This is a genomic window from Streptomyces sp. NWU339, from assembly GCF_003143855.1.
GTDB lineage: Bacteria > Actinomycetota > Actinomycetes > Streptomycetales > Streptomycetaceae > Streptomyces.
In genome coordinates, this window is record NZ_QFRK01000009.1 from 285479 (window position 1) to 309041 (window position 23563).

The 23563-nt window shown below is 72.7% G+C and carries 22 protein-coding genes and 1 pseudogene; 16 read left to right on the forward strand and 7 right to left on the reverse strand.

Going from position 1 to position 23563, the window contains the following annotated elements:
• Nucleotides 1–25: 25 nt before the first annotated feature.
• From DIZ27_RS13925 to DIZ27_RS13945, 5 genes are all read left to right on the forward strand, one after another.
• Nucleotides 26–2065 (forward strand): bifunctional aldolase/short-chain dehydrogenase, encoded by a 2040-nt coding sequence (locus DIZ27_RS13925; protein ID WP_109378690.1) that lies wholly within the window; start codon nucleotides 26–28, stop codon nucleotides 2063–2065.
• On the forward strand, nucleotides 2062–3513 hold the full coding sequence (locus DIZ27_RS13930) for a rhamnulokinase family protein (RefSeq protein WP_109378691.1): 1452 nt from the start codon (nucleotides 2062–2064) through the stop codon (nucleotides 3511–3513). The genes DIZ27_RS13925 and DIZ27_RS13930 overlap by 4 nt, the downstream gene beginning before the upstream one ends.
• Nucleotides 3514–3586: 73 nt before the next feature.
• Nucleotides 3587–4342 (forward strand): (Fe-S)-binding protein, encoded by a 756-nt coding sequence (locus DIZ27_RS13935; RefSeq protein ID WP_109378692.1) that lies wholly within the window; start codon nucleotides 3587–3589, stop codon nucleotides 4340–4342.
• Nucleotides 4339–5835, forward strand: coding sequence for a LutB/LldF family L-lactate oxidation iron-sulfur protein (locus tag DIZ27_RS13940; RefSeq protein ID WP_109378693.1), 1497 nt, complete (start codon nucleotides 4339–4341; stop codon nucleotides 5833–5835). The genes DIZ27_RS13935 and DIZ27_RS13940 overlap by 4 nt, the downstream gene beginning before the upstream one ends.
• On the forward strand, nucleotides 5832–6470 hold the full coding sequence (locus DIZ27_RS13945) for a lactate utilization protein C (protein ID WP_109378694.1): 639 nt from the start codon (nucleotides 5832–5834) through the stop codon (nucleotides 6468–6470). Before DIZ27_RS13940 ends, DIZ27_RS13945 begins: the two co-directional genes overlap by 4 nt.
• A gap of 31 nt (nucleotides 6471–6501) precedes the next feature.
• Here DIZ27_RS13945 and DIZ27_RS13950 read toward each other — a convergent pair whose 3' ends face one another.
• Complete coding sequence (locus tag DIZ27_RS13950; protein ID WP_109378695.1) at nucleotides 6502–7479, reverse strand: pyridoxal-phosphate dependent enzyme; 978 nt, start codon at nucleotides 7477–7479, stop codon at nucleotides 6502–6504.
• Nucleotides 7480–7540: 61 nt separating this feature from the next.
• The gene (locus tag DIZ27_RS13955; protein ID WP_109378696.1) at nucleotides 7541–8179 is read right to left on the reverse strand and encodes a DUF6629 family protein; all 639 of its coding nucleotides are present in this window, start codon (nucleotides 8177–8179) and stop codon (nucleotides 7541–7543) included.
• Between the two features lie 371 nt (nucleotides 8180–8550).
• On the opposite strand from DIZ27_RS13955, the gene ppk2 reads away from it, so the two are divergent.
• The 3 genes from ppk2 to DIZ27_RS13970 all read left to right on the forward strand — a co-directional run bounded on the left by ppk2 (nucleotide 8551) and on the right by DIZ27_RS13970 (nucleotide 11530).
• On the forward strand, nucleotides 8551–9354 hold the full coding sequence (gene ppk2, locus DIZ27_RS13960; RefSeq protein WP_109378697.1) for a polyphosphate kinase 2: 804 nt from the start codon (nucleotides 8551–8553) through the stop codon (nucleotides 9352–9354).
• Nucleotides 9355–9457: 103 nt separating this feature from the next.
• A complete protein-coding gene (locus tag DIZ27_RS13965) occupies nucleotides 9458–10225 on the forward strand; it encodes a sulfite exporter TauE/SafE family protein (protein WP_109378698.1) in 768 nt (255 codons plus the stop codon).
• Nucleotides 10226–10381: 156 nt separating this feature from the next.
• Nucleotides 10382–11530, forward strand: a complete 1149-nt coding sequence (locus tag DIZ27_RS13970; protein ID WP_109378699.1) for an aromatic ring-hydroxylating dioxygenase subunit alpha — start codon at nucleotides 10382–10384, stop codon at nucleotides 11528–11530.
• Nucleotides 11531–11612: 82 nt separating this feature from the next.
• Here the strand turns inward: DIZ27_RS13970 and DIZ27_RS13975 are convergent, their stop codons facing one another.
• On the reverse strand, nucleotides 11613–12755 hold the full coding sequence (locus DIZ27_RS13975; protein WP_109378700.1) for a Vms1/Ankzf1 family peptidyl-tRNA hydrolase: 1143 nt from the start codon (nucleotides 12753–12755) through the stop codon (nucleotides 11613–11615).
• 273 nt (nucleotides 12756–13028) lie between these two features.
• On the opposite strand from DIZ27_RS13975, the gene DIZ27_RS13980 reads away from it, so the two are divergent.
• Nucleotides 13029–13439: a PepSY domain-containing protein gene (locus DIZ27_RS13980; protein ID WP_109378701.1), complete on the forward strand. Its 411-nt coding sequence runs from the start codon at nucleotides 13029–13031 to the stop codon at nucleotides 13437–13439.
• 39 nt (nucleotides 13440–13478) lie between these two features.
• Here DIZ27_RS13980 and DIZ27_RS13985 read toward each other — a convergent pair whose 3' ends face one another.
• Nucleotides 13479–15008 (reverse strand): HAMP domain-containing sensor histidine kinase, encoded by a 1530-nt coding sequence (locus tag DIZ27_RS13985; RefSeq protein WP_109378702.1) that lies wholly within the window; start codon nucleotides 15006–15008, stop codon nucleotides 13479–13481.
• Nucleotides 15005–15829: a response regulator transcription factor gene (locus tag DIZ27_RS13990; RefSeq protein WP_258308356.1), complete on the reverse strand. Its 825-nt coding sequence runs from the start codon at nucleotides 15827–15829 to the stop codon at nucleotides 15005–15007. Before DIZ27_RS13990 ends, DIZ27_RS13985 begins: the two co-directional genes overlap by 4 nt.
• 604 nt (nucleotides 15830–16433) lie before the next feature.
• Between DIZ27_RS13990 and DIZ27_RS13995 the strand changes: the two genes are divergently transcribed.
• Nucleotides 16434–17480 (forward strand): alcohol dehydrogenase catalytic domain-containing protein, encoded by a 1047-nt coding sequence (locus DIZ27_RS13995; protein ID WP_109378703.1) that lies wholly within the window; start codon nucleotides 16434–16436, stop codon nucleotides 17478–17480.
• A gap of 30 nt (nucleotides 17481–17510) precedes the next feature.
• Here DIZ27_RS13995 and DIZ27_RS14000 read toward each other — a convergent pair whose 3' ends face one another.
• On the reverse strand, nucleotides 17511–18173 hold the full coding sequence (locus tag DIZ27_RS14000) for a CBS domain-containing protein (RefSeq protein ID WP_109378704.1): 663 nt from the start codon (nucleotides 18171–18173) through the stop codon (nucleotides 17511–17513).
• An 82-nt stretch (nucleotides 18174–18255) separates the two neighbouring features.
• On the reverse strand, nucleotides 18256–18717 hold the full coding sequence (locus DIZ27_RS14005; RefSeq protein ID WP_109378705.1) for a Crp/Fnr family transcriptional regulator: 462 nt from the start codon (nucleotides 18715–18717) through the stop codon (nucleotides 18256–18258).
• Nucleotides 18718–19157: 440 nt separating this feature from the next.
• Here DIZ27_RS14005 and DIZ27_RS14015 point away from each other — a divergent pair, with 440 nt between their 5' ends.
• The 6 genes and pseudogenes from DIZ27_RS14015 to DIZ27_RS14040 all read left to right on the forward strand — a co-directional run bounded on the left by DIZ27_RS14015 (nucleotide 19158) and on the right by DIZ27_RS14040 (nucleotide 23460).
• Entirely contained in the window at nucleotides 19158–20036 is an 879-nt protein-coding gene (locus tag DIZ27_RS14015; protein WP_109378707.1) for a universal stress protein, read from the forward strand.
• Nucleotides 20037–20232: 196 nt separating this feature from the next.
• Nucleotides 20233–20454 (forward strand): annotated as a pseudogene (locus DIZ27_RS47025) (nicotinate phosphoribosyltransferase); the annotation flags it as partial.
• A gap of 179 nt (nucleotides 20455–20633) precedes the next feature.
• Nucleotides 20634–20918, forward strand: a complete 285-nt coding sequence (locus DIZ27_RS14025; protein ID WP_109378708.1) for a DUF1876 domain-containing protein — start codon at nucleotides 20634–20636, stop codon at nucleotides 20916–20918.
• 130 nt (nucleotides 20919–21048) lie between these two features.
• Nucleotides 21049–21522: an Hsp20/alpha crystallin family protein gene (locus DIZ27_RS14030; RefSeq protein ID WP_109378709.1), complete on the forward strand. Its 474-nt coding sequence runs from the start codon at nucleotides 21049–21051 to the stop codon at nucleotides 21520–21522.
• Nucleotides 21523–21533: 11 nt separating this feature from the next.
• The gene (locus tag DIZ27_RS14035) at nucleotides 21534–22415 is read left to right on the forward strand and encodes a DUF1918 domain-containing protein (protein ID WP_109378769.1); all 882 of its coding nucleotides are present in this window, start codon (nucleotides 21534–21536) and stop codon (nucleotides 22413–22415) included.
• Between the two features lie 52 nt (nucleotides 22416–22467).
• Nucleotides 22468–23460: an Acg family FMN-binding oxidoreductase gene (locus DIZ27_RS14040; protein ID WP_375231966.1), complete on the forward strand. Its 993-nt coding sequence runs from the start codon at nucleotides 22468–22470 to the stop codon at nucleotides 23458–23460.
• Nucleotides 23461–23563 lie beyond the last annotated feature (103 nt).

Below are 23563 nucleotides of genomic sequence, written 5' to 3' on the forward strand. Positions count from 1 at the left end.
CTCGTTCGATAAGGACTGATGATTTATGTCTCCCCATCCCGAAGCCGCCGCCCTCCTCTCCCGTTCCCACCGCCTCGGTGCCGATCCTCGGAACACCAACTACGCCGGCGGGAACACCTCCGCCAAGGGCACGGGAACCGATCCCGTCACCGGGGGTGATGTGGAGCTGATGTGGGTCAAGGGGTCCGGCGGGGATCTCGGGACGCTGACCGCGGAAGGGCTGGCCGTGCTGCGGCTGGACCGGCTGCGGGCGCTCGCCGACGTCTACCCCGGGGTCGAGCGCGAGGACGAGATGGTCGCCGCGTTCGACTACTGCCTGCACGGCAAGGGCGGTGCGGCTCCCTCCATCGACACCGCGATGCACGGACTGGTGAAGGCCCCGCACGTGGACCATCTGCATCCCGACTCCGGGATCGCGCTCGCCTGCGCCGCCGACGGGGAGAAGCTGACCGCCGAGTGCTTCGGCGACACCGTCGTATGGGTGCCGTGGCGGCGGCCCGGTTTCCAGCTCGGGCTGGACATCGCCGCCGTGAAGGAGGCCAACCCGCAGGCCGTCGGATGCGTGCTCGGCGGACACGGGATCACCGCGTGGGGCGACTCCTCCGAGGAGTGCGAGCGCAACTCACTGCACATCATCCGCACCGCCGAACGGTTCCTCGCCGAGCGTGGCGGGCCGGAGCCGTTCGGGCCGGTGCTCGACGGGTACGAGGCCCTGCCCGAGGGGGAACGGCGGGAGCGGGCCGCCGCCCTCGCGCCGTACGTCCGTGCCGTCGCCTCGCAGGACCGGCCGCAGGTCGGGCACTTCGACGACTCCGAGGCCGTACTGGACTTCCTGGCCCGTGCCGAGCACCCGCGGCTGGCCGCGCTGGGCACCTCCTGCCCCGACCACTTCCTGCGCACCAAGGTCCGGCCGCTCGTCCTCGATCTGCCGCCGGCGGCCCCCCTGGACGAGGCCGTGGCCCGGCTGGCGGAACTGCACGCCGCCTACCGCGAGGAGTACGCCGCCTACTACGCGCGCCACGCCCTGCCCGACTCCCCCGCCATGCGCGGGGCCGACCCGGCGATCGTGCTGGTTCCCGGCGTGGGCATGTTCAGCTTCGGCAAGGACAAGCAGACCGCGCGCGTGGCCGGCGAGTTCTACGTCAACGCGATCAACGTGATGCGCGGCGCCGAGGCGGTCTCCGCCTACGCGCCGATCGAGGAGTCGGAGAAGTTCCGCATCGAGTACTGGGCCCTGGAGGAGGCCAAGTTGCGGCGGATGCCGAAGCCGAAGCCGCTCGCCACCCGGGTGGCGCTGGTGACCGGCGCCGGCAGCGGCATCGGGAAGGCGATCGCGCGACGCCTGGCGGCCGAGGGAGCCTGTGTCGTCGTGGCGGACCTGAACGGGGACAACGCGGCTGCGGTGGCAGAGGAGTTGGGCGGATCCGACAAGGCCGTCGCCGTGACCGTCGACGTCACGTCGGAGGAGCGGATCGCCGAGGCCTTCCGGGCGGCGGTGCTCGCCTTCGGCGGAGTCGACCTGGTGGTGAACAACGCCGGGATCTCCATCTCCAAACCGCTGCTGGAGACGTCCGCGAGCGACTGGGACCTCCAGCACGACATCATGGCCCGCGGTTCCTTCCTCGTCTCCCGTGAGGCGGCCCGGGTGATGATCGCGCAGGGGCTGGGCGGGGACATCGTCTACATCGCGTCCAAGAACGCCGTGTTCGCCGGTCCGAACAACATCGCCTATGCGGCCACCAAGGCCGACCAGGCCCATCAGGTACGGCTCCTCGCCGCCGAGTTGGGCGAGCACGGCATCCGCGTCAACGGGGTCAACCCGGACGGTGTGGTGCGCGGCTCGGGCATCTTCGCCGGCGGCTGGGGCGCACAGCGGGCGGCCGTGTACGGGGTGCCCGAGGAGAAGCTGGGCGAGTTCTACGCACAGCGCACACTGCTGAAGCGGGAGGTGCTGCCCGAGCATGTCGCGGCCGCCGTCTTCGCGTTGACCGGTGGGGACCTCACGCACACCACGGGCCTGCACGTCCCGGTCGACGCCGGCGTCGCCGCCGCGTTCCTGCGATGAGCGCCGCCGTGCGGCCGTACGCGGCGGTCGACCTCGGCGCGTCCAGCGGGCGTGTCATGGTCGGCCGCGTCGGCCCCGACAGCCTGGAGCTGACCGAGGTCCACCGCTTCCCCAACCGGCCCGTGCGTATGCCCGAGGGGCTGCGCTGGGACATCCTCGGGCTGTACGCCGGAGTGCTGGACGGGCTGCGGGCGGCGGGCGACGGGCCGGCGTCCGTCGGCATCGACAGCTGGGCCGTGGACTACGGCCTGCTCGACGCGGACGGGGCGCTGCTGGGCAACCCGGTGCACTACCGCGACCGCCGTACGGAGGGGGTCGCGGAGAAGGTGTGGGCGAGCGTGCCCGCCGAGGAGCTGTACGCGGCGACCGGTCTGCAGTACGCGCCGTTCAACACCCTGTACCAGCTGACGGCGGCCCGCGGTACGGCCCAACTGGCACAGGCCAGACGGCTGTTGCTGATCCCGGACCTGCTGACGTACTGGCTCACCGGTGAGCAGGGCACGGAGCTGACCAACGCCTCGACCACGCAGCTGGTCGACCCGCGCACCCGCGACTGGTCCCACGGAGTCGCACAGCGGCTGGGTGTCGATCTCTCCCTGTTCGCCCCGCTGCGTCAACCCGGCGATCCAGCAGGAGTGCTGCGGCCCGAGGTACTGGAGGAGACCGGGCTGGCCGGCCCCGTCCCGGTGACGGCGGTCGGCTCGCACGACACCGCCTCCGCGGTGGCCGCCGTGCCCGCCACCGGTGAGCGGTTCGCCTACATCTGCACGGGCACCTGGTCGCTGGCCGGTCTCGAACTGGACGCGCCGGTCCTGACCGAGAAGAGCCGCGCCGCCAACTTCACCAACGAGCTGGGGCTGGACGGCACCGTCCGGTACCTGCGCAACATCATGGGCCTGTGGCTGCTCCAGGAGTGCGTACAGGCCTGGGGCGATCCGGACCTGGGGGCTCTGCTCCTGGAAGCGGCGAAGATACCGGCGCTGCGGTCCGTGGTGGACGCGGGGGACGCGGCGTTCCTGGCGCCGGGCCGGATGCCGGAGCGGATCGCCGAGGCCTGCCGTGTCTCGGGGCAGCCGGTGCCCGGCTCCCCCGCCGAGATCACCCGCTGCATCCTCGACTCGCTCGCCCTCGCGCACCGCGGCGCGGTCGAGGACGCCCAGCGGCTCGCCGGGCGGTCGGTCGACGTCGTGCACATCGTGGGCGGCGGGACCCGCAACGCCCTGCTGTGCCAACTGACCTCCGACGCCTGCGGGCTGCCGGTGGTGGCCGGCCCGACCGAGGCGGCCGCGCTGGGCAACGTCCTCGTCCAGGCCGGTGTGCGCGGACCGGCCGGCGACCTGGCCGGGATGCGGCGCCTGCTCACCCGTACCCAGCTGCTGACGCGGTACGAACCGCGCGGCGGAACGCGGCGGTGGGAGGCCGCTCGCGCCCGGCTCGCCCGGGGCTGACCGGGGGTCTCCCCCGAGCGGTGCCCGCGCACTACCCTGCATCCACCCGATGATCGATCCACAAGGAGCCGCGATGCGTGTCGCCCTGTTCCTGACCTGCGTCAACGACACGCTGTATCCGGACACCGGGCGCGCCGTCGTGAAACTGCTGACCAGGCTGGGCGTCGAGGTCGACTTCCCGATGGCGCAGACCTGTTGCGGACAGGCGCACTACAACACCGGATACCGGCATGAGGCGGAACCCCTCGCCGAGCACTTCTCCGACGTCTTCCGGGACTACGAGGCGATCGTGACGCCGTCCGGGTCGTGCGGGGCGATGGTGCGGGAGCTGTATCCGCGGATGGGTGAGCGGGCCCGTGCGGAGGGACGTGGGGACGCCCTCGCGGCCATGCTGGCGCCCGTGGTGCCGAAGACGTACGAACTCACGGAGTTCCTCGTGGACGTGCTGGATGTGACGGATGTCGGCGCGTACTACCCGCACACGGTGACCTATCACCCCACCTGCCACGGGCTGCGCTCCCTGGGGCTCGGCGAGCGGCCCCGGCGCCTCCTGGAGGCCGTACGGGGGCTGGAGCTGGTCGAGCTGCCGGGAGCGGAGGAGTGCTGCGGCTTCGGCGGCACGTTCGCGCTGAAGAACCCCGACGTCTCCGCGGCGATGGGCGCCGACAAGGTGCGCAACGCCGAGTCGACGGGCGCCGAGGTGCTGTGCGCGGCGGACAACTCCTGCCTGATGCACATCGGGGGGACGATGACCAGGCTGCGCACCGGTATGCGGCCGGTGCACCTCGCGGAGATCCTGGCGAGCACGGAGGAGGAACCGGCCGTATGAGTGGAACGTTCGTCGGAATGCCCGCGTTTCCCGCGTTTCCGAGCGCCGCCCGGGAGGCCGTGCGCGACACCACCCTGCGCGGCAATCTCCGGCACGCCACGCACACCATCCGCGCCAAGCGGGCCAAGGCCGTCGCGGAGGTGTCCGACTGGGCGGAGCTGCGGGAGGCCGGCAAGCGGATCAAGGACCACACGCTCCGTCACCTCGACCACCATCTCGTGCGGTTGGAGGAGTCGGTGACCGCCGCGGGCGGCACCGTCCACTGGGCCGCCGACGCCGACGAGGCCAACCGGATCGTGACCGGACTCGTCAAGGAGACGGGCGAGTCGGAGGTCGTCAAGGTCAAGTCGATGGCCACCCAGGAGATCGAGCTCAACGAGGCCCTCGAGGCCGCGGGCATCCGCGCCTACGAGACCGACCTGGCCGAGCTGATCGTGCAGTTGGGCAGGGACCGGCCCTCGCACATCCTCGTCCCGGCGATCCACCGCAACCGCGGTGAGATCCGGGACGTCTTCGCCCGTGAGATGGGCGGCTGGGGCCGCCCGGCGCCCGAGGGCCTCACCGACGCACCCGCCGAGCTGGCCGAGGCCGCGCGGCTGCACCTGCGGGAGAAGTTCCTGCGCGCCAAGGTCGGCATCTCCGGCGCCAACTTCCTGGTCGCCGAGACCGGCACCCTGGTGGTGGTCGAGTCCGAGGGCAACGGGCGGATGTGCCTGACCCTGCCCGAGACGCTGATCTCGGTCGTCGGCATCGAGAAGGTCGTGCCGACCTGGCGGGACCTGGAGGTGTTCCTGCAGACCCTCCCGCGCTCCTCGACCGCCGAGCGGATGAACCCGTACACGTCCATGTGGACCGGTACCACCGACGCGGACGGCCCGCGCGCCTTCCACCTGGTGCTGCTGGACAACGGCCGCACCGACGCCCTCGCCGACGAGGTCGGCCGCCAGGCCCTGCGCTGCATCCGCTGCTCGGCCTGCCTCAACGTCTGCCCGGTCTACGAGCGGGCCGGCGGCCACGCCTACGGCTCCGTCTATCCGGGTCCGATCGGTGCCATCCTCAGCCCCCAGCTGCGGGGCACGGCGAGCGAGATCGACGCGTCCCTGCCGTACGCCTCGTCGCTGTGCGGGGCCTGCTACGAGGTGTGCCCGGTCGCCATCGACCTCCCCGAGGTGCTGGTGCATCTGCGGGAACGGGTCGTGGAGGGCGGCGAGGCCACCCGGAGCGGCAACAAGGTGGTGCTCAGGCCCGCGAAGGGGCACGCCGCCGAGCGTGCGGCGATGCGCGCGGCGCGCTGGGCGTTCACGTATCCGGGTGCGCTGCGCACCGGCCAGCGCCTCGCCTCCCGCACCCGCCGCCTCCACCCGCGCACCCTCCCGGGCCCCGGCCGGGCGTGGAGCGGGACACGGGACCTTCCACCGGTCCCCGCCGAGCCGTTCCGGGACTGGTGGCAGCGTACGCGGGGCGGGAACGACGTGAAGGGAGCCGCCGAATGAGCAGCAGGGAACGGATTCTGGGCCGGGTGCGGCGCGCCCTCGCGGACGTACCGAAGGACGACACCCCGTACGAGCAGGCGGTCGCCCGGGAGTATCTGCGCGAGCACGGGCAGCGGACCGTCGCGGAGACGCTGGACCTCCTCGCCGAGAACCTGGCCGACTACCGGGCGGTCGTGCACCGCACCGACGCCGCCGGTCTGGCCGGGGTCGTCGCCGGACTCCTGTCCTCGCGCGGCGCGTCGTCGGTCCTCGTCCCGCCGGGACTGGACGAGGCCTGGCTCGCGCGGACCGGCGTGACGCGGGTCGCGGACCGGGCGGAGAGCACCCCGCACGAGCTGGACCGGGTCGACAGCGTGATCACCGCCTGCGCGGTCGCCGTCGCCGAGACCGGCACGATCGTGCTGGACGGCTCGCCCGACCAGGGCCGTCGCCGTATCACCCTCGTCCCCGACCACCACATCTGCGTCGTCCGCGCCACCCAGGTCGTCCCCTCCGTCCCGTACGCCCTCGGACGCCTCGACCCGACCCGCCCGCTCACCTGGATCTCCGGCCCGTCGGCGACCAGCGACATCGAACTCGACCGGGTGGAGGGCGTCCACGGCCCGCGCACCCTGGAGGTCGTCCTGGTCGAGTGAGGCCGGTGTGGCAGGTCGCGGGCGCCGAGGGTCAGGCGTGAGGGCCGCAGAGCCGGGCGAAGCGCGCGGTGTCGACGTTTCCGCCGGAGAGGATCAGGCCGACCCGGTGCGGGAGGGGGCCCGCGCGGCCGGTGAGCAGTGCGGCCAGGGGGGTGGCGCCGCTCGGCTCGAGAACGATCTTCAGGCGCTCGAAGGCGAACCGCATGGCGTCCCTGATCTCGTCGTCGTCGACCAGGACGATTCCGTCGAGGAGCCGCCGGTTGACGGAGAAGGTCAGTTCACCCGGTGTGTGCAGCGCCTGGCCGTCGGCGATGGTGCGCGGTACCGGGACGCTCACGCGATGTCCCGCCTCCAGGGACCGCTTGGTGTCGTCCCCCGCCTCCGGCTCCACGCCGATCACCCGCGCCTCGGGGTACAGGCCCTTGAGTGCGGTGGCGCTTCCGGCGATCAGCCCGCCGCCACCGACCGGCGTGAGCAGCACATCCAACTCCCCCACTTCTTCGATGAGTTCGAGTGCAGCTGTGCCCTGTCCCGCGATGACGTGCGGGTGGTCGTAGGGCGGGACGATCGCCAGGCCGCGCTCCGCGGCCAGGGCTTCGGCGACGGCGACACGGTCGCCGGTGTACCGGTCGTACGTGACGATCCGAGCGCCGTACGCCTCGGTGGCCGCCCGCTTCGAGGGCGGGGCGTCCTCGGGCATGACGATGACGGCGGTGGTGCCGAGTTCCCGGGCTGCCAGGGCGACGGCCTGGGCGTGGTTGCCCGAGGAGTAGGCGGCGATGCCCCGGGACAACTGCTCGGGGGTGAGGCGGGAGGCCGCGTTGTAGGCGCCGCGGAACTTGAAGGCGCCCACCCGCTGGAAGTTCTCGCACTTCAGGTGGACCTCGGCGCCGACGAGCGCGTCCAGGGTGCGGGAGCGCAGGACCGGCGTGCGGTGGGCGACGCCTTCGAGCCGTTCGGCGGCGGCACGGACGTCGTCGAGGGTGACCGGCGGGGTGGTGGTCGTCACGCGGTGACTGTACGTCCCGCCGCCGTCGAACGGGAGGGGGCGGGGTCGGGCGCGGTGGGCTTCACCGGGCCCCGCCCGGGCCGGTCCGCGCCGGGTGGCGTCCGCGTACCCAGCCGAAGAGGGCCAGCGAGCACAGGGCGGCGAACGCGCACCAGGTCGAGACGAACTCCAGCCGCCACAGGGCCCAGCAGACGAGCGCGCCCGCGGCGGCCAGAGCGCCCAGCATCCGCAGGCCGCGGTCGCCGGACAGCAGCAGCGCGCCGACCGTGGCCACCAGGTAGCCCACTGACAGCAGTGGAGCGTGCGGCAGGTCCAGGACGTATCCGATGGTGTGCCCGCGGACCTCCGCCCGCACCGGGCGCGTGACGAGTACGTACCCGAGGGCCGGCGCCGTCACCGCACCGGCGGCGAGCGGCACGATCAGTGCGCGCCGCGCGGGGCGCGGGGCGGCACACCACACGCCCACCGGTACCCAGAGCGCCAGGAGCGGCAGGGCGACGACCGCCCAGAGCAGGACGGCCGGACCCGTCCCTCCCTCCGAGACCCAGACCGCCGCCTCGATCATCTGGTGCACACCCAGCAGCAGCGGCAGCGCGGCCAGCGGAAGGTCACGGCCGCGGTCCGCCCGCGCCACGCAGGCCGCGCCGACCGCCGCGACACCGACGCCCGCCACGAGGTCGGCCTCCGCACTCCAGCACATCGCTCCGCCCTCGGGTCACCCGCCGGAGAACCCATCTTCGCGGGCCCGGAACGACCGGAGGGCAACGACACGGACCGGTGCGCGTTCCCCGTGCCCACGTCTACCCGGTGCGCTCCCAGCCCCGGCGTGGTGTGCGGGTGCCGAGGGCGGCTGTTCGGTGCTGGGGACCGCGAGCGCGGCAGCCCTTGCGGGTCGCGTGCGCGGGAACGCCGGGCCGGACGGGGCGCGGCCCACAGCCGGGCCGGCCTGCCGGATGCACGCTCCGTCGACGGTCAGTACGGTGGCGCTCTGGCGCTCTGGTTCTCCGGTGCTCGACCTGGACGAGGTGACCTGGCCGTCGGCGGCACGGGTCACCGGACGGTGGAGGCGGCATGGCCGACAAGAAGACGGTGAAGCTGTCCCGTGCGGTGTACGAGAGCGAGCTGCTGCGGCTGCAGACGGAACTGGTCAAGCTCCAGGAGTGGGTGCGGGCGGAAGGTGCCCGGCTGGTCGTCGTCTTCGAGGGGCGGGACGCGGCGGGCAAGGGCGGCACCATCAAACGGATATCGGAGCACCTCAACCCGCGCGTGGCGCGGATCGCGGCCCTGCCCAAACCGACCGAACGCCAGCGCGGCCAGTGGTACTTCCAGCGCTACGTCGAACATCTGCCGGCCGCCGGCGAGATCGCTCTGTTCGACCGGTCCTGGTACAACCGCGCCGGCGTCGAGCACGTCATGGGCTTCTGCACGGAGCAGGAGTACCGGCTCTTCCTCCGCCAGTGCCCGATCTTCGAGCGGATGCTGGTGGAGGACGGGATCCTGCTGCGCAAGTACTGGTTCTCGGTGAGCGACACCGAGCAGCAGGCGCGCTTCCGCAAACGGCTGGAGGATCCGCTGCGGCGCTGGAAGCTGTCTCCCATGGACCTGGAGTCGCTCACCCGCTGGGAGGCCTATTCCCGTGCCAAGGACACGATGCTGGTGCACACCGACATCGCCGAGGCTCCGTGGTACATCGTGGAGAGCGACGACAAGCGCAGCGCGCGGCTGAACATGATCGCCCACCTGCTGAGCACCGTGCCCTACCAGGAGGTGGCGCCCCCGGTCATCGAGCTGCCGGAGCGCCCGCCGTCCACCGGATACCAACGCCCGCCACGTGACCTCCAGATCTACGTCCCCGATCACGCGGCGGGCCTTTGACCCGCCCCCGTAGGCCGGGGGCGGGTGCCCTTCGTGCATGATCGGTGTGGCCCCTCGACCTTCCGGGCGGGGAGGCGGCTCGCCGATCGTGAAGGAGACGGCCTTGTCCATCTGGGAGGCGCTGGCGGTCTTCGTCGCCGGGGTCGGCGCCGGCACCATCAACACGATCGTCGGCTCGGGAACGTTGATCACGTTCCCGGTGCTGCTCGCCACCGGGCTGCCACCGGTGACCGCCACCGTGTCCAACGCCCTCGGGCTGATCCCCGGGTCCATCAGCGGCGCCATAGGCTACCGGAGGGAGCTCGAGGGCCAGCGCCGCCTCGTGCTGAGGCTGGGCGTCGCCGCGTCGGTCGGCGGGTTCACCGGAGCGGTGTTGCTGCTCACCCTCCCCGCGACCGCCTTCGAGACGATCGTCCCCGTTCTCGTCGCGCTGGCGCTGGTCCTCGTGGTGCTGCAGCCCCGCATATCCGCCGTCGTCCAACGGCGCCGTGCGCGCACGGGCACGATCACCAAGACCGACGGCGGTTCCGTCCTCCTCGGCGGGATCCTCCTCGCCAGTGTCTACGGCGGCTACTTCACGGCGGCTCAGGGGATCATCTATCTCTCCCTGATGGGCATGCTGCTCGATGACTCCCTCCAGCGTCTGAACGCCGTCAAGAACGTCCTCGCCGCCGTCGTCAACAGCATCGCGGCCCTGTTCTTCCTCTTCGTCGCCGACTACGACTGGACGGCCGTCCTCCTCATCGCCGTGGGCTCGGCGATCGGCGGGCAGATCGGTGCGAAGGTCGGGCGCCGGCTCCCCGCACCCGCCCTGCGGACCTTCATCGTCGTCGTCGGCACCTTCGCCATCGCCCAACTGCTTCTGCGCTGAGCCCTCCACCATCGGCACCTTCGCCAGCCTCCCGCACCTCTTCCGGGACCGTCGGCCTCCTCACCCGTCCGGACGCGCCGGGCGGGGCCCGAGGGTGGGCCCGCCACCAGGATGGAGGTGCTGCCCCATGGCATGGCCCAAGTCCGAGGGAGAGGTATGACCGACACCGGCTTCGACAGGGCTGGGAGCGACCGGTCCGCGGGGCACCGCGATCCACGCTCCGGTGCGAGCGACCTCCGGCGGGTCGGGGCGAACCCGGATTTCTGGTATCCCGTCGCGCTCTCCAGGAAGGTGCGCGCCGGACGGGTGGCCGCGACCTCGTTCGCCGGTGAGCGCATCGCGCTCTACCGCGGGCAAAGCGGTGCCGTCTACGCGTTGGAGGACCGGTGCGCCCACCGGCAGGTGCCGCTGAGCATGGGCGTCGTGGAGGGCGAGACACTCCGCTGCTGCTACCACGCGTGGGCCTACCGTGGCGACGGCCGCATCTCGCAGATCCCGTACCTGTCGAAGGGTGACGGCCGGCCGCCGCGCGGCGTGCGCGGCTACCCCGTCCGCGAGGCGTACGGCCTGGTGTTCGTCTTCCCCGGCAGCCCGGAGAAAGCGGCGGCCACTCCGGTGCCCGAGCTGCCGGCCTTCGGCTCACCGCGGTACCGGACCATGACCTTCTCCCGGACCGTGCGCTGCCACTACTCGTTCATGCACGAGAACCTGCTCGACATGAACCACCAGTTCCTCCACCGCGGAGTCGTCGGCAGGCTCCGCCCCGAGCTGCTGGACCACCGGACCGATGCGCGCTCGGTGGAGGCCAGGTACCTGTTCAGCCACGCCGGGGGGAAGCGGAACCGGGGTGCCAACCTGCTGGCCGCCGAGGGCTTCACGGGTCGCGACTCCTGCGACCTCATGACCATCCGCACCGAGTACCCGTACCAGACGCTCGACCTGGTCCCGGAGGACGCCGAGCGGCCGTCCTTCCGCCTCTGGGTCGCGTACGTGCCCGAGGACGCCGCGCAGCGCACGTGTCACGCCTACGGCCTGCTCATGATCGAGAAGCCCGGGATTCCCGGCGCGCTCCACCTGGCCTGGCCGTTCATCAGGCGCTTCACCGAACGCGTCTTCGCCGAGGACCGCATGGCCGTCGAAGCCGAGCAGCGGGCGTGGGACGAACAGGGCGAGGACCGCAACCACGAGGTCTTCCCCCTGATCCTGGACGTCCGCGAGGTGCTGCGCGCCAACGGCGTCCCGCTCCGGCCCCGGCCCGCCGCATGCGGGCCCCGCCCCGACGACGGCCCGGCCCCGGGAGGGTGAACCGGATGAACGCAGCCGGCGGCGAAAGGGCGGACACCGGCCCTGCGGGACGCCTCCGGGTCCCGGGGCACTCTGGCCCTCGTCAGGCCGGGGTCGGCTCGTACGTCCAGCGCAACAGGGCGCCGAGGCCGCCTGCCGGTACGTCGGGGCCGTCCTCGTCCGAGGGCGGGACGATCAGTACGTCGGCGGCCGTGACGGCGGCCGACCGCAGCAGCGCGTCGTCGGCGCGTACGGGGATCGGGGCGTCCTCGCCCAGGCTGCGCGCGTCGGTCCGGCGTACCGCCAGCTGGTCGGGCTCATCGCCCACCCACGTCTCACGGCCCAGCTCCGGCCCGTCGGGCCGGATCAGCAGTGTGTCGATGCGATGCTCCCGGGCGGCTTCGACCAGGGCCGGGACACCTTCGACCGCGTCCGTCGGCCGGTCGGTGCCCACCCGTCCGGCGTGGAAGCGGTCGAGTGCCTCGTCCAGGCGATGGCGTGTGTACTGCCGCCGTGCCCGCTCGATGGCCTCCTCCAGAACGGGGGAGGACGAACCGGCGGCCCTGCCGCCGTGCTCCGTCTCCACCGTGACCTCGCGGACCGCCTCAGGGAGCTTTTCGTGCACCGCGGGCCGCTCACGGGGGTCACCGACCAGCACCACCAGGTCGGCGCCGCACTCCTCGTACGCCGAGGTCAGCGTTTCGGCGATCTCCCCGGCGTTGTGCTCCCAGGTGTTCTCGACCTTGAGCTGGAAGTGCCGCTCGGACCAGTCCGAGGAGGCCGTACGGTGAACCGGCCACTGCCGCCCCTCGGTCTGCCCGGCATCCTGTGCTCCGGTGTCCCCGCGCAGCTGGAAGTCGGCGCCGGTCCGGTCGATGTAGGCCACCAGGCAGTCCGGATCCTGGCCGGCCAGCTCCAGCAGCGGTGTCAGCCGGGGCAGCGCGGCCCAGCAGGCGATCTGGCTCTGCGGCGACCGGGAGAGACGATGGCTGAGCACCACCTCCCCTCCGGCGGCGAAGACCACTCGGCCCGCCGGGTCCTCCGCGGGCCCGATGTCGGTCAGGGCCTCGCGCACCGCCTGGACGGTGGCCGTGTCGGCGCCCTCCTCCTCCAGGGTCCGGCAGGCTTCCCGTACGGACAGCTCACGCCGCTTCGCCCCCGCTTCGTCGTTCTGAGCGGCGTCGAAGTACACCGTGGCCCAGGGGCCGGGGCGGTCGAAAAGCGGTGCCAGGAATGACAACTGCATGCTCTCTCTCCTCATTCGTCCCTGTTCTCGGACCGGGTGCCCGGAGGACCGGCGGGGACACCCGGCAGGCTCCGCCGGACCGCGCACCGCGGACCCGGAAATTTAGGGTTCCCCTGGCCTGACCGGGTTGGTTCTCAAACCTTTCCTTGGCGCACGACTCGCTAGCGTCCTGGTGCATGCAGGGGAGACCGGTGCCGCCGGGAACCGCAACGCAGTGCTGCGGTTCCTTGTGGCGGTCCGGGTCGCCCGGGTCGCATTCCGAGGGAGGAACCGATGCGCAAGGCCAAACTGATCGCCCTGGCCGGTGGCGGGGTGCTGCTGTCCGTGACCGTGGGGGCCGCCTTTGCTTCGGCGGGGCAGTCCGAGCGGGCGTCGAGCGGCGAGCAGGTGACCGTCCGTGCCGCGTCCGCCGGCTTCGAGATCGAGATCGACCCGGAACTGGACGCCCGGTTCGGACCGCGACCGGTCAACGCCGTCCAGGCCGCCGGAATCGTCACCGACAGCCGCCCCGGTGCCCGTGTGGTCAAGGTGGAGCTGGACGAGGAGGACGGCAGGGCCGTGTGGGAGGTGGAGGCCCGGGACGGTGGCGGTGGCTTCGAGGCCCTCGTCGACGCCTTCACCGGCCGGATCGTCGGCCAGGACTCGGAGCAGACGGGGGATGAGGACGAAGACGAGGACGACTGATCCGGCCACCCGCCCCGGCCTGAACGCGACGCGGCGCGTTCAGGCCGGGGCGGACTCGTCGTCCGTGGCGGGGACGGCAGGAAGAGAGATTCTGCGACCGCCTGCACGGCGGGCGCCCGGCGGGGCGGGAAAGTGGCCGGGACCAGGGCAGGCGGAGCCTGCGTAGGGCAGGCCGACCACGACGTCCAGTCCTCCCTGGGGTGCGGCACGCAGGGCGACGTTGCCGCCGCCGGCGTGCGCGAGGCGCTGGACCAGGGCCAGGCCGAGGCCCGTGCCGCCCTTGGGGGCGTCGGGGGCGCGCCAGAAACGGTCGAAGGCGCGGAGGCGTTGCTCCTCCGTCAGGCCGGTTCCCTGGTCGATGACGTGCAGGTCCACGAACGACATACGGCCGTCGGCAGCGGCGCGCCGGCGCTCGGACGCACGGCGGCCGTGCAGGTGAACGGTCACGGTGCTGCCGGGCGGTGAGTGACACAGCGCGTTGGAGAGCAGGTTGTCGAGGATCTGCTCGAGGGCGCCGGGCAGGACGAGGACGGGCCCGGTGCGCTCCCCGGTGAGGGCCAGCAGCACATTCCGCTGTTCGAAGACCGGGGCCCACGTCTGGCGCCGTTCGGCGCAGACGCGTTGCGGATCGACCACGTCCCGGGTGGCGGACTTCTCCTCCAGGCCGGCCATCGTGAGCAGGCCCTCCACCAGACGCGCCAGGCGGTCGGTCTCGGTGAGCGCCGCGGTCAGGGACGCCCGGCCGAAGGGCGCGACGGCCGGCTCGAGGTTGTCCAGGCGCAGCCGCAGGGCGGCGAGCGGGGTCTTGAGCTGGTGGGAGGCTTCGCCGGCGAACGCACGTTGGGAGGCCAGGAGGTGTTCCAGGCGGGCGGCGGTCTGGTTGAAGGTGGCGGCCAGACTGCGTATCTCCGGTGGCCCGTCGGTCACGGCGACCGGCCCGGGCAGGCTGCCGTCGGCGAGGTGAACGGTGGCCCGCTGCAGTTCGCGGATGGGGCGTGCGGCCCACCGGGCGACGGCGAACGCGAACCCGGCCACGACGGCCAGCACGGCGAGCCCGGCCAGGGCGAGCAGCAGCCACACCTGGTGGACGCGGCCGTGCACGGTGTCGGTGGGCACGGAGATGCGGACGGCGGCCTCGGGCGGGGTGGCATGACCGACGGGCGCGGCGACGGACAGGTACTGCACGCCGCCGATCCCGGAGGTGCGCACGTCGGCGGAGCCGGTGCCGTTCAGGGCCGCGGCGACGTCCGGCCGCCCCATCAGCTCACGTGCCTCCTGCTCGGACAGAGGATGGGAGGCGGCGATGAGGCTGCCGGAGCTGCTGATCACGGCGATCTGGCCGCCGATGCGCCCGGCGCATTCCGTGACGCGTCGGGGCAGGTCCTGCTCCTCCCTGCCGGAAGCCAAGGACAGTTCGGCGAAGGCCGACAACGAAGCCGCTTCCTCACGGGCAGCGTTGATCATGCGGTCCCGCTCGGCGCGGGAGTACACGAAGCCCAGAGGTATTTCCAGGCAGAGCAGCACCAGGGCGGCGATGCTCAGGTAGGTGAGCAGCAGCCGGCGAGTCACGGAGAGGCACCTTCAAAGGCACCCGCGTGACCCCGCGAACGGCCGGTCGGCCCGGGAGGAGGTGCCTGCACCGCGAGCCGGAACCCCACACCGCGCAACGTCTGGATCCAGCCCGGGTGGCCCAGTTTCCGGCGCAGCGTGGCCACGTGGACATCGAGTGTCTTGGTGGCGCCCTCGTAGTAGGGGTCCCAGACGTGTTCCAGGATCCGCCGGCGCGAGCAGACCGCCCCAGGGTCCTCGCACAGCAGCGCCAGCAGCTCGAACTCCTTCGGGGTCAGCGCGACCTGCGACCGGCCCACCCACACCTGCCGTGTACGGCGGTCCACCACCAGCGTGCCGGGCACGTCACCGGCTGCGGGAAGGGCTTCGGCCGCCGCTGCCGGGCCGGGGGGCCCGGAGACGGAGTAGCCGCGAGCGGGGGCAGCCCCGGCCGTGGTTCCCGGCGTGGTTCCGGTGCGGCGGGAGACGGCGCGGATACGGGCGACCAGCTCCCGAAGGCTGAACGGTTTCGCCAGATAGTCGTCCGCGCCCAGCTCCAGCCCGAGCACCTTGTCGCTCTCCGCGCCGCGTGCGGTGAGAATGATGACGGGAACGTCCGAGACCTGCCGGATCCCGCGGCAGACGTCGATGCCGTCCATGTCCGGCAGCCCCAGGTCGAGCAGGACGACATCCCCGAAAGGGTCCGAATCCCCGAACGGCCCCGAGAGCCCCTCCGTACCCGTGGCGACCCAGGTGACCGACAGGCCGTAGTTCCGCAGCCCCTCGATCAACGGCTCGGCGATCGTCTCGTCGTCTTCGATGAGCAGCGCCTGCATCCCCATGCGTCTTGTCTCTCTGTGCATCCCCACACGACCTTGCAGAGTTGCCCAGCGCCACGCCCCTTCGTCCGGGTAGCCGCTTTCCGTCAGCCACTCGCACGGCGGGCCCGGGCCTCGGGCGACGTTTCCACCGTCACGTACGTACCGCGGGGGCTCCGCGTTCAGGCTCCTTCGATCATCGATCGGACACCGTGCCCCGTGACGGTACGAGACCGGGGTCATTCGTCACCCCACTTCGCCGAAGGAGAAGTCCCCGTGCCGGTGCTGAGGGCCGGTCGGCCCGATGCGGTGCCCGCTCGGCCCTGCCCGTCGAGGGCGGTTCCACGATGCTGGGACCGGAACACCGTCGAAGCCGTCGTGATCGACGCTCCTCGGCCACCGACCACCCCTGCCACCGCTCGCGATCGTCGGCCGGCGTCGGCACCGCCGCGCTCCGGCATCCCGCCCGGGCCCCGTCGCCCGGGCGGCCACCCCTCACGCACGCTGCCCTGTCGCCGCCGTCCCCCATGACTGAGCCGGACGAGCCGGGGCGGTGCGGGCGTTCCGTGTTGCCGGGCAGCCCGTCCGGGGTGACGGTGGACAGGAGACGGCGAGAAAGGGAGCGGGCATGCGAGGACTCGTCTACCACGGTCCTGCACAGACCTCCTGGGACACGGTGCCGGACCCCGTGATCGAGGCCGGCACCGACGCGCTCGTCCGCGTCGACGCGACCACCGTCTGCGGAAGCGACCTGCACATCCGGCGGGGCGAGCTCCCCGAGGTGAAGCCGGGAACGGTCCTCGGCCACGAGGCCGTCGGCGAAGTGGTGGCCGTCGGCAGCGACGTGCACACCCGGCGCCCCGGACAACAGGTGATCGTGTCGTCCGTCTCGGCCTGCGCCCACTGCCCGCCCTGCCGCGACACCCTGTACGGACAGTGCCGCGGGGGCGGCGGGTGGATCCTGGGCAACACCATCCACGGGACGCAGGCCGAGTTCGTCCGCGTCCCCTTCGCCGACCACTCCACGCACCGGCGCCCCCCGGACCTCCCGCTGGACGAGGCGGTCCTGCTCGCCGAGCTGCTGCCCACCGCCTACGAGGTCGGGGTGCGCAACGGACACGTGGGCCCGGGAGACACCGTCGTGGTGGTGGGCGCGGGCCCCGTGGGGCTGGCCGCCGTCCTCGTCGCCCGGCTCTACGCACCGCGCCGGATCGTCGCGGTGGACCTGTCCCACCCCCGGCTGGCCGCCGCCGCCCGGCTGGGCGCCGACGCCGCCGAACTGCCCGGGCGGCTGGTGGCCGAGCTGTCCGAGGGGCCCGGAGCCGACGTGGTCATCGAGGCCGCGGGCGACCCGGACGGCTTCCTCCTGGCCACCCGCGTGGTGCGCGCGGGCGGGCACATCGCCAACATCGGCACGCACGGCAAGCCGGCCGCCCTGCATCTGGAGGCCCTGTGGCGCAAGAACGTGACGATCAGCACCGGGCAGGTCGACACCTTCTCCACGCCGTGGCTGCTCGACCTGCTGGCCTTCGAACGCCTGGCGGTCTCCCCGCTGGTCACCCACCGGTTCCGCCTCGACCGCGTGGAGGACGCCTACGAGGTCTTCGCGCACGGCCCGGACACCGGCGCCCTCAAGGTCGTGCTGCACCGCGAGCCGCCGACACCACCCCGGTAGCGCAAGGCCGACAGTCCCGCTCCCCCTCCCTCACCGCGGTTCGCCCGACGACCCGTTCGCCAGCTGGAAGGTGACGTCCACCACCCCTTCGACGGCGCGCACCGCGCGGGCGACGACGGGCACCAGCGAGGTGTCCCGCATACGGCCGGTGAGGGTGACGACACCGTCGGAGACCTCCACCTCTATGGCCTCGAGCGGGGCCGGGAAGAGGGGAGCGACGATCTCCCTGCGGACTTCTTGGGCGAGCTCCTCGTCCGTCCGCAGAAAGACCTTCAACAGGTCGACCCGGCTGACGATGCCTTCGAGCAGCCCTTTCCGGCTCACGACGGGCAGCCGCTTGACCTTGCGCTGAGCCATGATGCGGGCCGCCTGCGCGACGGGGGCGTCGGCGTGGACGGTGACGGCCGGGGTGCTCATCAGCTCTCCGGCGGTCAGTGCCCCCGCCTTGGCCAGATCGGGCAGGCGGCGCTGCTGCATGAACCGGTCGGGGTCGCTGTCGCGGAACTCCTCCTTGGGCAGCAGATCGGCCTCGGAGACGACGCCGACGACCCGGCCCTCGCCTTCCAGCACCGGCAGGGCACTCACCTTCCACTGATCGATGAGCCGAACGATCTCCTTGAACGGGGCGTCGCGACCGACGGCCACGACGGTATGCGACATCACGTCGCTCACGGTGTGCGGGCTGCCGTTCATGGGTCTCCCTCTCGGGTTGTCAGGTACGTGGGTCAGCTCGTGGCCGCTGGGGCCGGGGCACACGGCACGGGGAACCCGGTCGTCACCTGCTCCCGCTGCCGTACGGGGCGTACAGATCGAGCAGCCGGACGCGGGTCGCGTGCAGGCGCCGGGCGACCACCCGGCCGACCCACACGGCGATCGCGCGGCCGAACCCGGGGTCCTCGGCGCACAGTGCCCGTACGGCCTCGGCGTCGAACTCCCAGGCCCGCACCGGGCTGGTGGTCTCGGCGCCCAGGAGCCACGGGTGGGGCGGGAAGCGCCAGGAACAGCCGACCAGTTCACCATGGCCCAGCGAATCGATCACGGCCGCACGACTGCCGGGGACCTGCAGATCGAGGGCGACGGTCCCGGTCCGGATGATCCAGAACCGGCCGACCCGCCGCCCCTCCTCGAACAGACGGGCTCCGATGTCGAAGGAGACCTCGTGGGCGTGCCGCATCAGCCGCTCGCGGTGTTCGGCCGGAAGACCGGCGGCCAGAGTGGTGGTCGTCGCGGTTGCCATCCTTTTGTCCCCTTCACGCCTGCCCCCGCAGTCGAACGGCGACTTCGTCGGCCGTAAGACAGCGTGTACCCGACCGGCGCGGGACGCCACGGGCCGGCCAGGCCCCGTCCGAGGGCCCTTCGGCCCGACCGGGTGGAAACATCGGCCACCCGGGCGCGCAACCACGGCACCAGGCGTCCGCAGCGGGTCGAAGTCCCCGGGCGACGGTCGAAGGCCCGGCCCCGAAGGTCCTCGTGCTCCGGTCGGCCGCCGCCGATCTGGCGGTCGTCGGTGCCCGGTGGCGGTCGTGCCGCAGCGGGGGTGACGGAGCAACCGTCCCGCCCGCCGTTCCCGGACGGGGCCTGATGGCCCCCGGGTGAGGACCGGCCAGCCCCTGCGCACACGCTGCCGCCGGGGGACGCTGGTAGCGGGGAGAAAGCCCTGTTCTGGAGGTGCATGTCATGGTGTCGCCCGTTGTCGTCGGCGTCGACGGTTCCGCCGAAAGCCTGGCAGCCGCCGAGTGGGCGGCCCACGAGGCCGTGCGTCGCGGGCGGGCCCTGCGGCTGCTGCACGCGCGCAACTGGCACCCGCGCCAGGACCGAACGGAGGTCGTGCCCGCGGGCGAGCGGCACCTGGCGCGGCGCGTCCTGCGGCACGCCGCGGCACGCGTCCGCGCCGCGTGCCCCGGCGTGCCGCTGTACGACCAGCAGGTCGCGGGACCGGCGACCGCCGCCCTGGCGAGGGCGGCAGACGACGCCGGCCTGCTGGTGCTGGGCTCGCGCGGGCTGGGTCGCCTCAGCTCACTGGTCGTGGGGTCGGTCGCGCTCGGCGTCGTGGCCAGGGCCACGCGGCCCGTCGTCCTGGTACGGGCCGACACCGCCGGGGAGGAAGCGGACGCGGAGAGCACCGGCCGGCGGGACGTGGTCCTCGGCGTCGACGTCACGGAACCGTGCGGCGAGGTGCTCGCGTTCGCCTTCGAGGCGGCCCGCCTGCGGCACGCGCGGCTGAGGGTCCTGCACGCCTGGCGCGCGCCCGACCGGCTCACCCTGGGCCCCGGCGAAGTCGGCCTGACGGGCGCTCCGCAGCGGGCCGAGGAATGGCTGGGCTTCCTTTCCGCCGTGCTCCAGGTGTGGCGCGAGAAGTACCCCGAGGTCGAGGTCCTTCAGACCGTGGTCGAGGGCAAGCCCGCAGGCGCCCTGCTGAAGGCGGCGTCCGGGGCGGAACTGCTGGTCGTCGGAGACCGGCTCACCGACCGCCGGGGGATGCCTCGCACCGGCCCGGTCACCCATGCCGTGATCCACCGGGTCGGCTGCCCGGTCGCGATCGTGCCGCACGACTGACGGTGCGTCCGCGGGAACCGCGCCGGGGGCCGGCTCCCATGACCTGAAGAACCGCTCATCAGGGACCTTCGGCCCTGTGCCCGAGGCCTGCCGCCGTTCGATGGTGGGAGGAGAAGCAGCGGGCGATCCGCTGGAGGCCCGGCGACGAGTCCGCGCAGTTCACCGCGCGTCCGGCGGGACCGAGAAGGTGGCGCTGATGTCCGATGCGACGACCACCGACCTGTACGAAGTGACGATGGCCGTGTCCTGTCTGCGGGAGAAGATGACCGGCCCGGCGACGTTCAGCCTGTTCGTCCGCGATCTGCCCGCCGAGCGGGGCTTCCTGGTCGCGGCGGGGCCGGAGTCCGCCCGGGACCACCTGTCCGGCCGGCGGGTCGGCCCCCAGGACGTCCACGCCTTCGCCGCCGCGCTGCCGCCGACAGCCCGCCGGATCCGGGCCCCCGTAGCGCCCCGGGCGCTACGAGCGGCTGCACGCCCTCGCCGACCGGGTCCGGCGCCGTATCGCACAGCAGACGGCGGCACCCGCCGCACGGCACTGGATGTCCGGACGCGCCGCGTCCGGGCCGTACCGGTCCGTACCGAGCTGAGGAGGAAGCGATGCCGCACACCGTGGAATGGAAGGTCCGCCTCTACCTCTTCGAGGACGGGAGAGTGACGAGGGCCCGTGCGGTGGTCGACACCGGGACCACGGTGCTCACCGGCCACGGGGCCACGCGCCGGAATCCGGCCGACGCGGAGGTGCCGGAGATCGGTGACGAACTGGCCGCAGGCCGGGCCCTGCAGGACCTGGGCCGACAACTGGTGGACATCGCCGAGCGCGACATCGAGGGCACGGGCGCGGCCGGGCCGCGCCCCCGCCCGCCCGTCGGCTGGCCGACGTGACCGCAGACCGCGTCCCGGCCGGGGGCAACCTCGTGAGCCCGGCACCTGCCGGGGAACCCGGCCCCGTGGGCAGCACATCCGTCTCCACCGGCGGGCTCACTGCCGGTCCAGGAGTCAAGGAGGACGACCGATGACGCTTCCAGCACACCGCGGCAGGGGCTCGCTCCCCGGGTGGGACCCCCTCCGGGAACTCGAGGAGCTGCGCACCCGCATGGAACAGCTCATGCACTCCACCTTCCCCTTCCCCGGCCGCGGTTTTCCCGAGGCCGGGACCGAGGAAGGGGCATGGGCGCCGTTGGCCGACGTCGAGGACACCCAGGACGCCTACCTGATGGAGCTGGAACTTCCCGGCGTGGACAAGGAGCAGATCAGCGTGGAGGTCAGCGACGGCGAGCTCGACATCCGCGGCGAGATCAAGGAGAAGGAGCGTACGGGTGTGCTCCGTCGGCAGACCCGGCACGTCGGACGGTTCGACTACCGCACGAGTCTGCCCCCGAACGTCGACACCGAGCACATCACCGCGGAGCTGACCGGCGGAGTCCTCACGGTGCGCGTTCCCAAGACCCAGGAGGCCAAGCCGCGTCGTATCGAGATCACGGGATGAGGGCGGCGATCATGCGAGCTCACCTCGGCGATCAGCTTGTCATCGAAGGCCCGGCGACCGGCACCCCCCGGCGCGACGGCGAGATCGTCGGGCTCCACCACGAGGACGGCACCCCTCCCTACGACGTGCGCTGGTCGGACACGCAGGAGGTGACCCTCGTCTTCCCCGGCCCCGACGCCCACATCAAGCACCTCGGACACGAACCCGAGACCGATACCGGGGCCGGCGCGCCTCCGCCCGCCGGCCTGCCCGACCCCGGCGACATCGGCCGGCGGGTGGCCACCGAACGCACCCGGCGGGGCCTGAGCCGGGAAGAGACGGCCCGCCGCGCCAGGATGGCGCCGGACTACCTCTCCTATCTCGAGGAACACCCGGCCGATCCGAGCCTGGCGACCCTCATCCGGCTGGCCGCGGCGCTGGGCACCAGCGTCCAGGCACTGCGCGGCAGCGGCGCCGATCTGCCGCCCGGCCGGGGCACCGCGCTGCTGCACCCCGAGCTGCGGGACCTCAAACCGGAGGAGTGCCGCGCCCTGCTGTCCACCCACGGTGTGGGGCGCATCGCGGTGACCACGCCCGAAGGGCCGGCGGTGGTCCCGGTGAACTACGAGGTCGTCGACGACGCGATCGCGTTCCGGACCGCTCCCGACTCCGTGCCCGCGGCCGCCGTGGGATCGGAGATCGCCTTCGAGGTCGACCACGTGGACGAGGCCATGAGCCGGGGCTGGAGCGTGCTCGCCGTCGGCCCCGCCCGGGTGGCCACCGAACCCGACGAGGTGCGGCGGCTGACCGAACGCGCCCACACCGCGCCGTGGGCCGGGGGCGAACGCGAGATGTGGGTGTCGATCCGGCCCACCCGCCTGACCGGACGCCGCATCACCCCGGCCGGTCAGTGAGCGGCCACGGCTCGTGCCCACTGCGCTCCGCCGCTTCACGAAAGGAGCCCCTGTGAACCAGCAGACCCTGCCGGACGAGCGGGTGGCGGCCCTTGCGCACGACGCCGCCGCCGCCCCGTCCATGCACAACGCACAGCCGTGGCACTTCCGCTACTTCCGGGGCAGCCGTACCTTCCAGGTGCGTGCGGACCTCGACCGCGTCCTGCCGCACGTCGACCCGGACAATCGCGCCCTGCACCTCGGCGGCGGCGCCGCTCTGCTGAATCTGCGGGTCGCGCTGGCCCACGAGGGGTGGTACCCGGCAGTCCGGCTGCTGCCCGACCCGGCCGACCCGGCGCTGCTCGCCGCCGTACAGCTGACCGCTCCCGGGAGCGGTCAGAGCGACCTCCCCGCGCTGTATCCGGCGATCCACCAGCGGCACAGCAGCCGTTTCCCGTTCGAGGAGACGGAGATCCCCCAGGAGCTGCGCACGGCCCTGGCCGACGCCGCCCGCAGTGAGGGAGCGACACTGACCTTCCCGTCCTCCTGGCACCTGCAACAGGTGCTGGAACTGCTGGAGGAGGCCGAGGCACGCAATCTCACGGACCGGGGCAGCGGCAAGGACCTGGCGGAGTGGACCCGTATCGATGCTCCGGCGGGGAACACGGCCCCGGACGGAGTGCCCGACTACGCCTTCGGGCCGCGCAAGCACGGCGGCAAGGCGCCCATGCGCGACTTCGCCGGAAGCAGGCCGGTGCCCGGCCGCGGCACCGCCGAGTTCGAACGGACCCCCCAGCTGGTCGTCCTCAGCACCTCCCGCGACCGCCCGGAGGACTGGCTGCGCGCCGGCCAGGCCATGGAACGGGTCCTGCTGCTGGCCACCCTCGAGGGCCTGTCCAGTTCCTTCGCCACTCAGGCCCTGGAGTGGAGTGACCTTCGCTGGCCGCTGCGCGACCCGGTGTCCGGGGCCGGGCACATCCAGATCGTGCTGCGCCTGGGATACGGCCCCAAGGGCCCCAGCACCCCGCGACGCCCGGTGCCGGACGTACTCGACATCCACCCCTGAGCCGCCGCGGGCCCCCAGGCGCCGGTGGTGCGGTCCGCATGTCGCGGCGGGCCCCGGACAGTGCGACGGTACGGGCATGAGGTCTGTCAGTGGCCACGTAGGA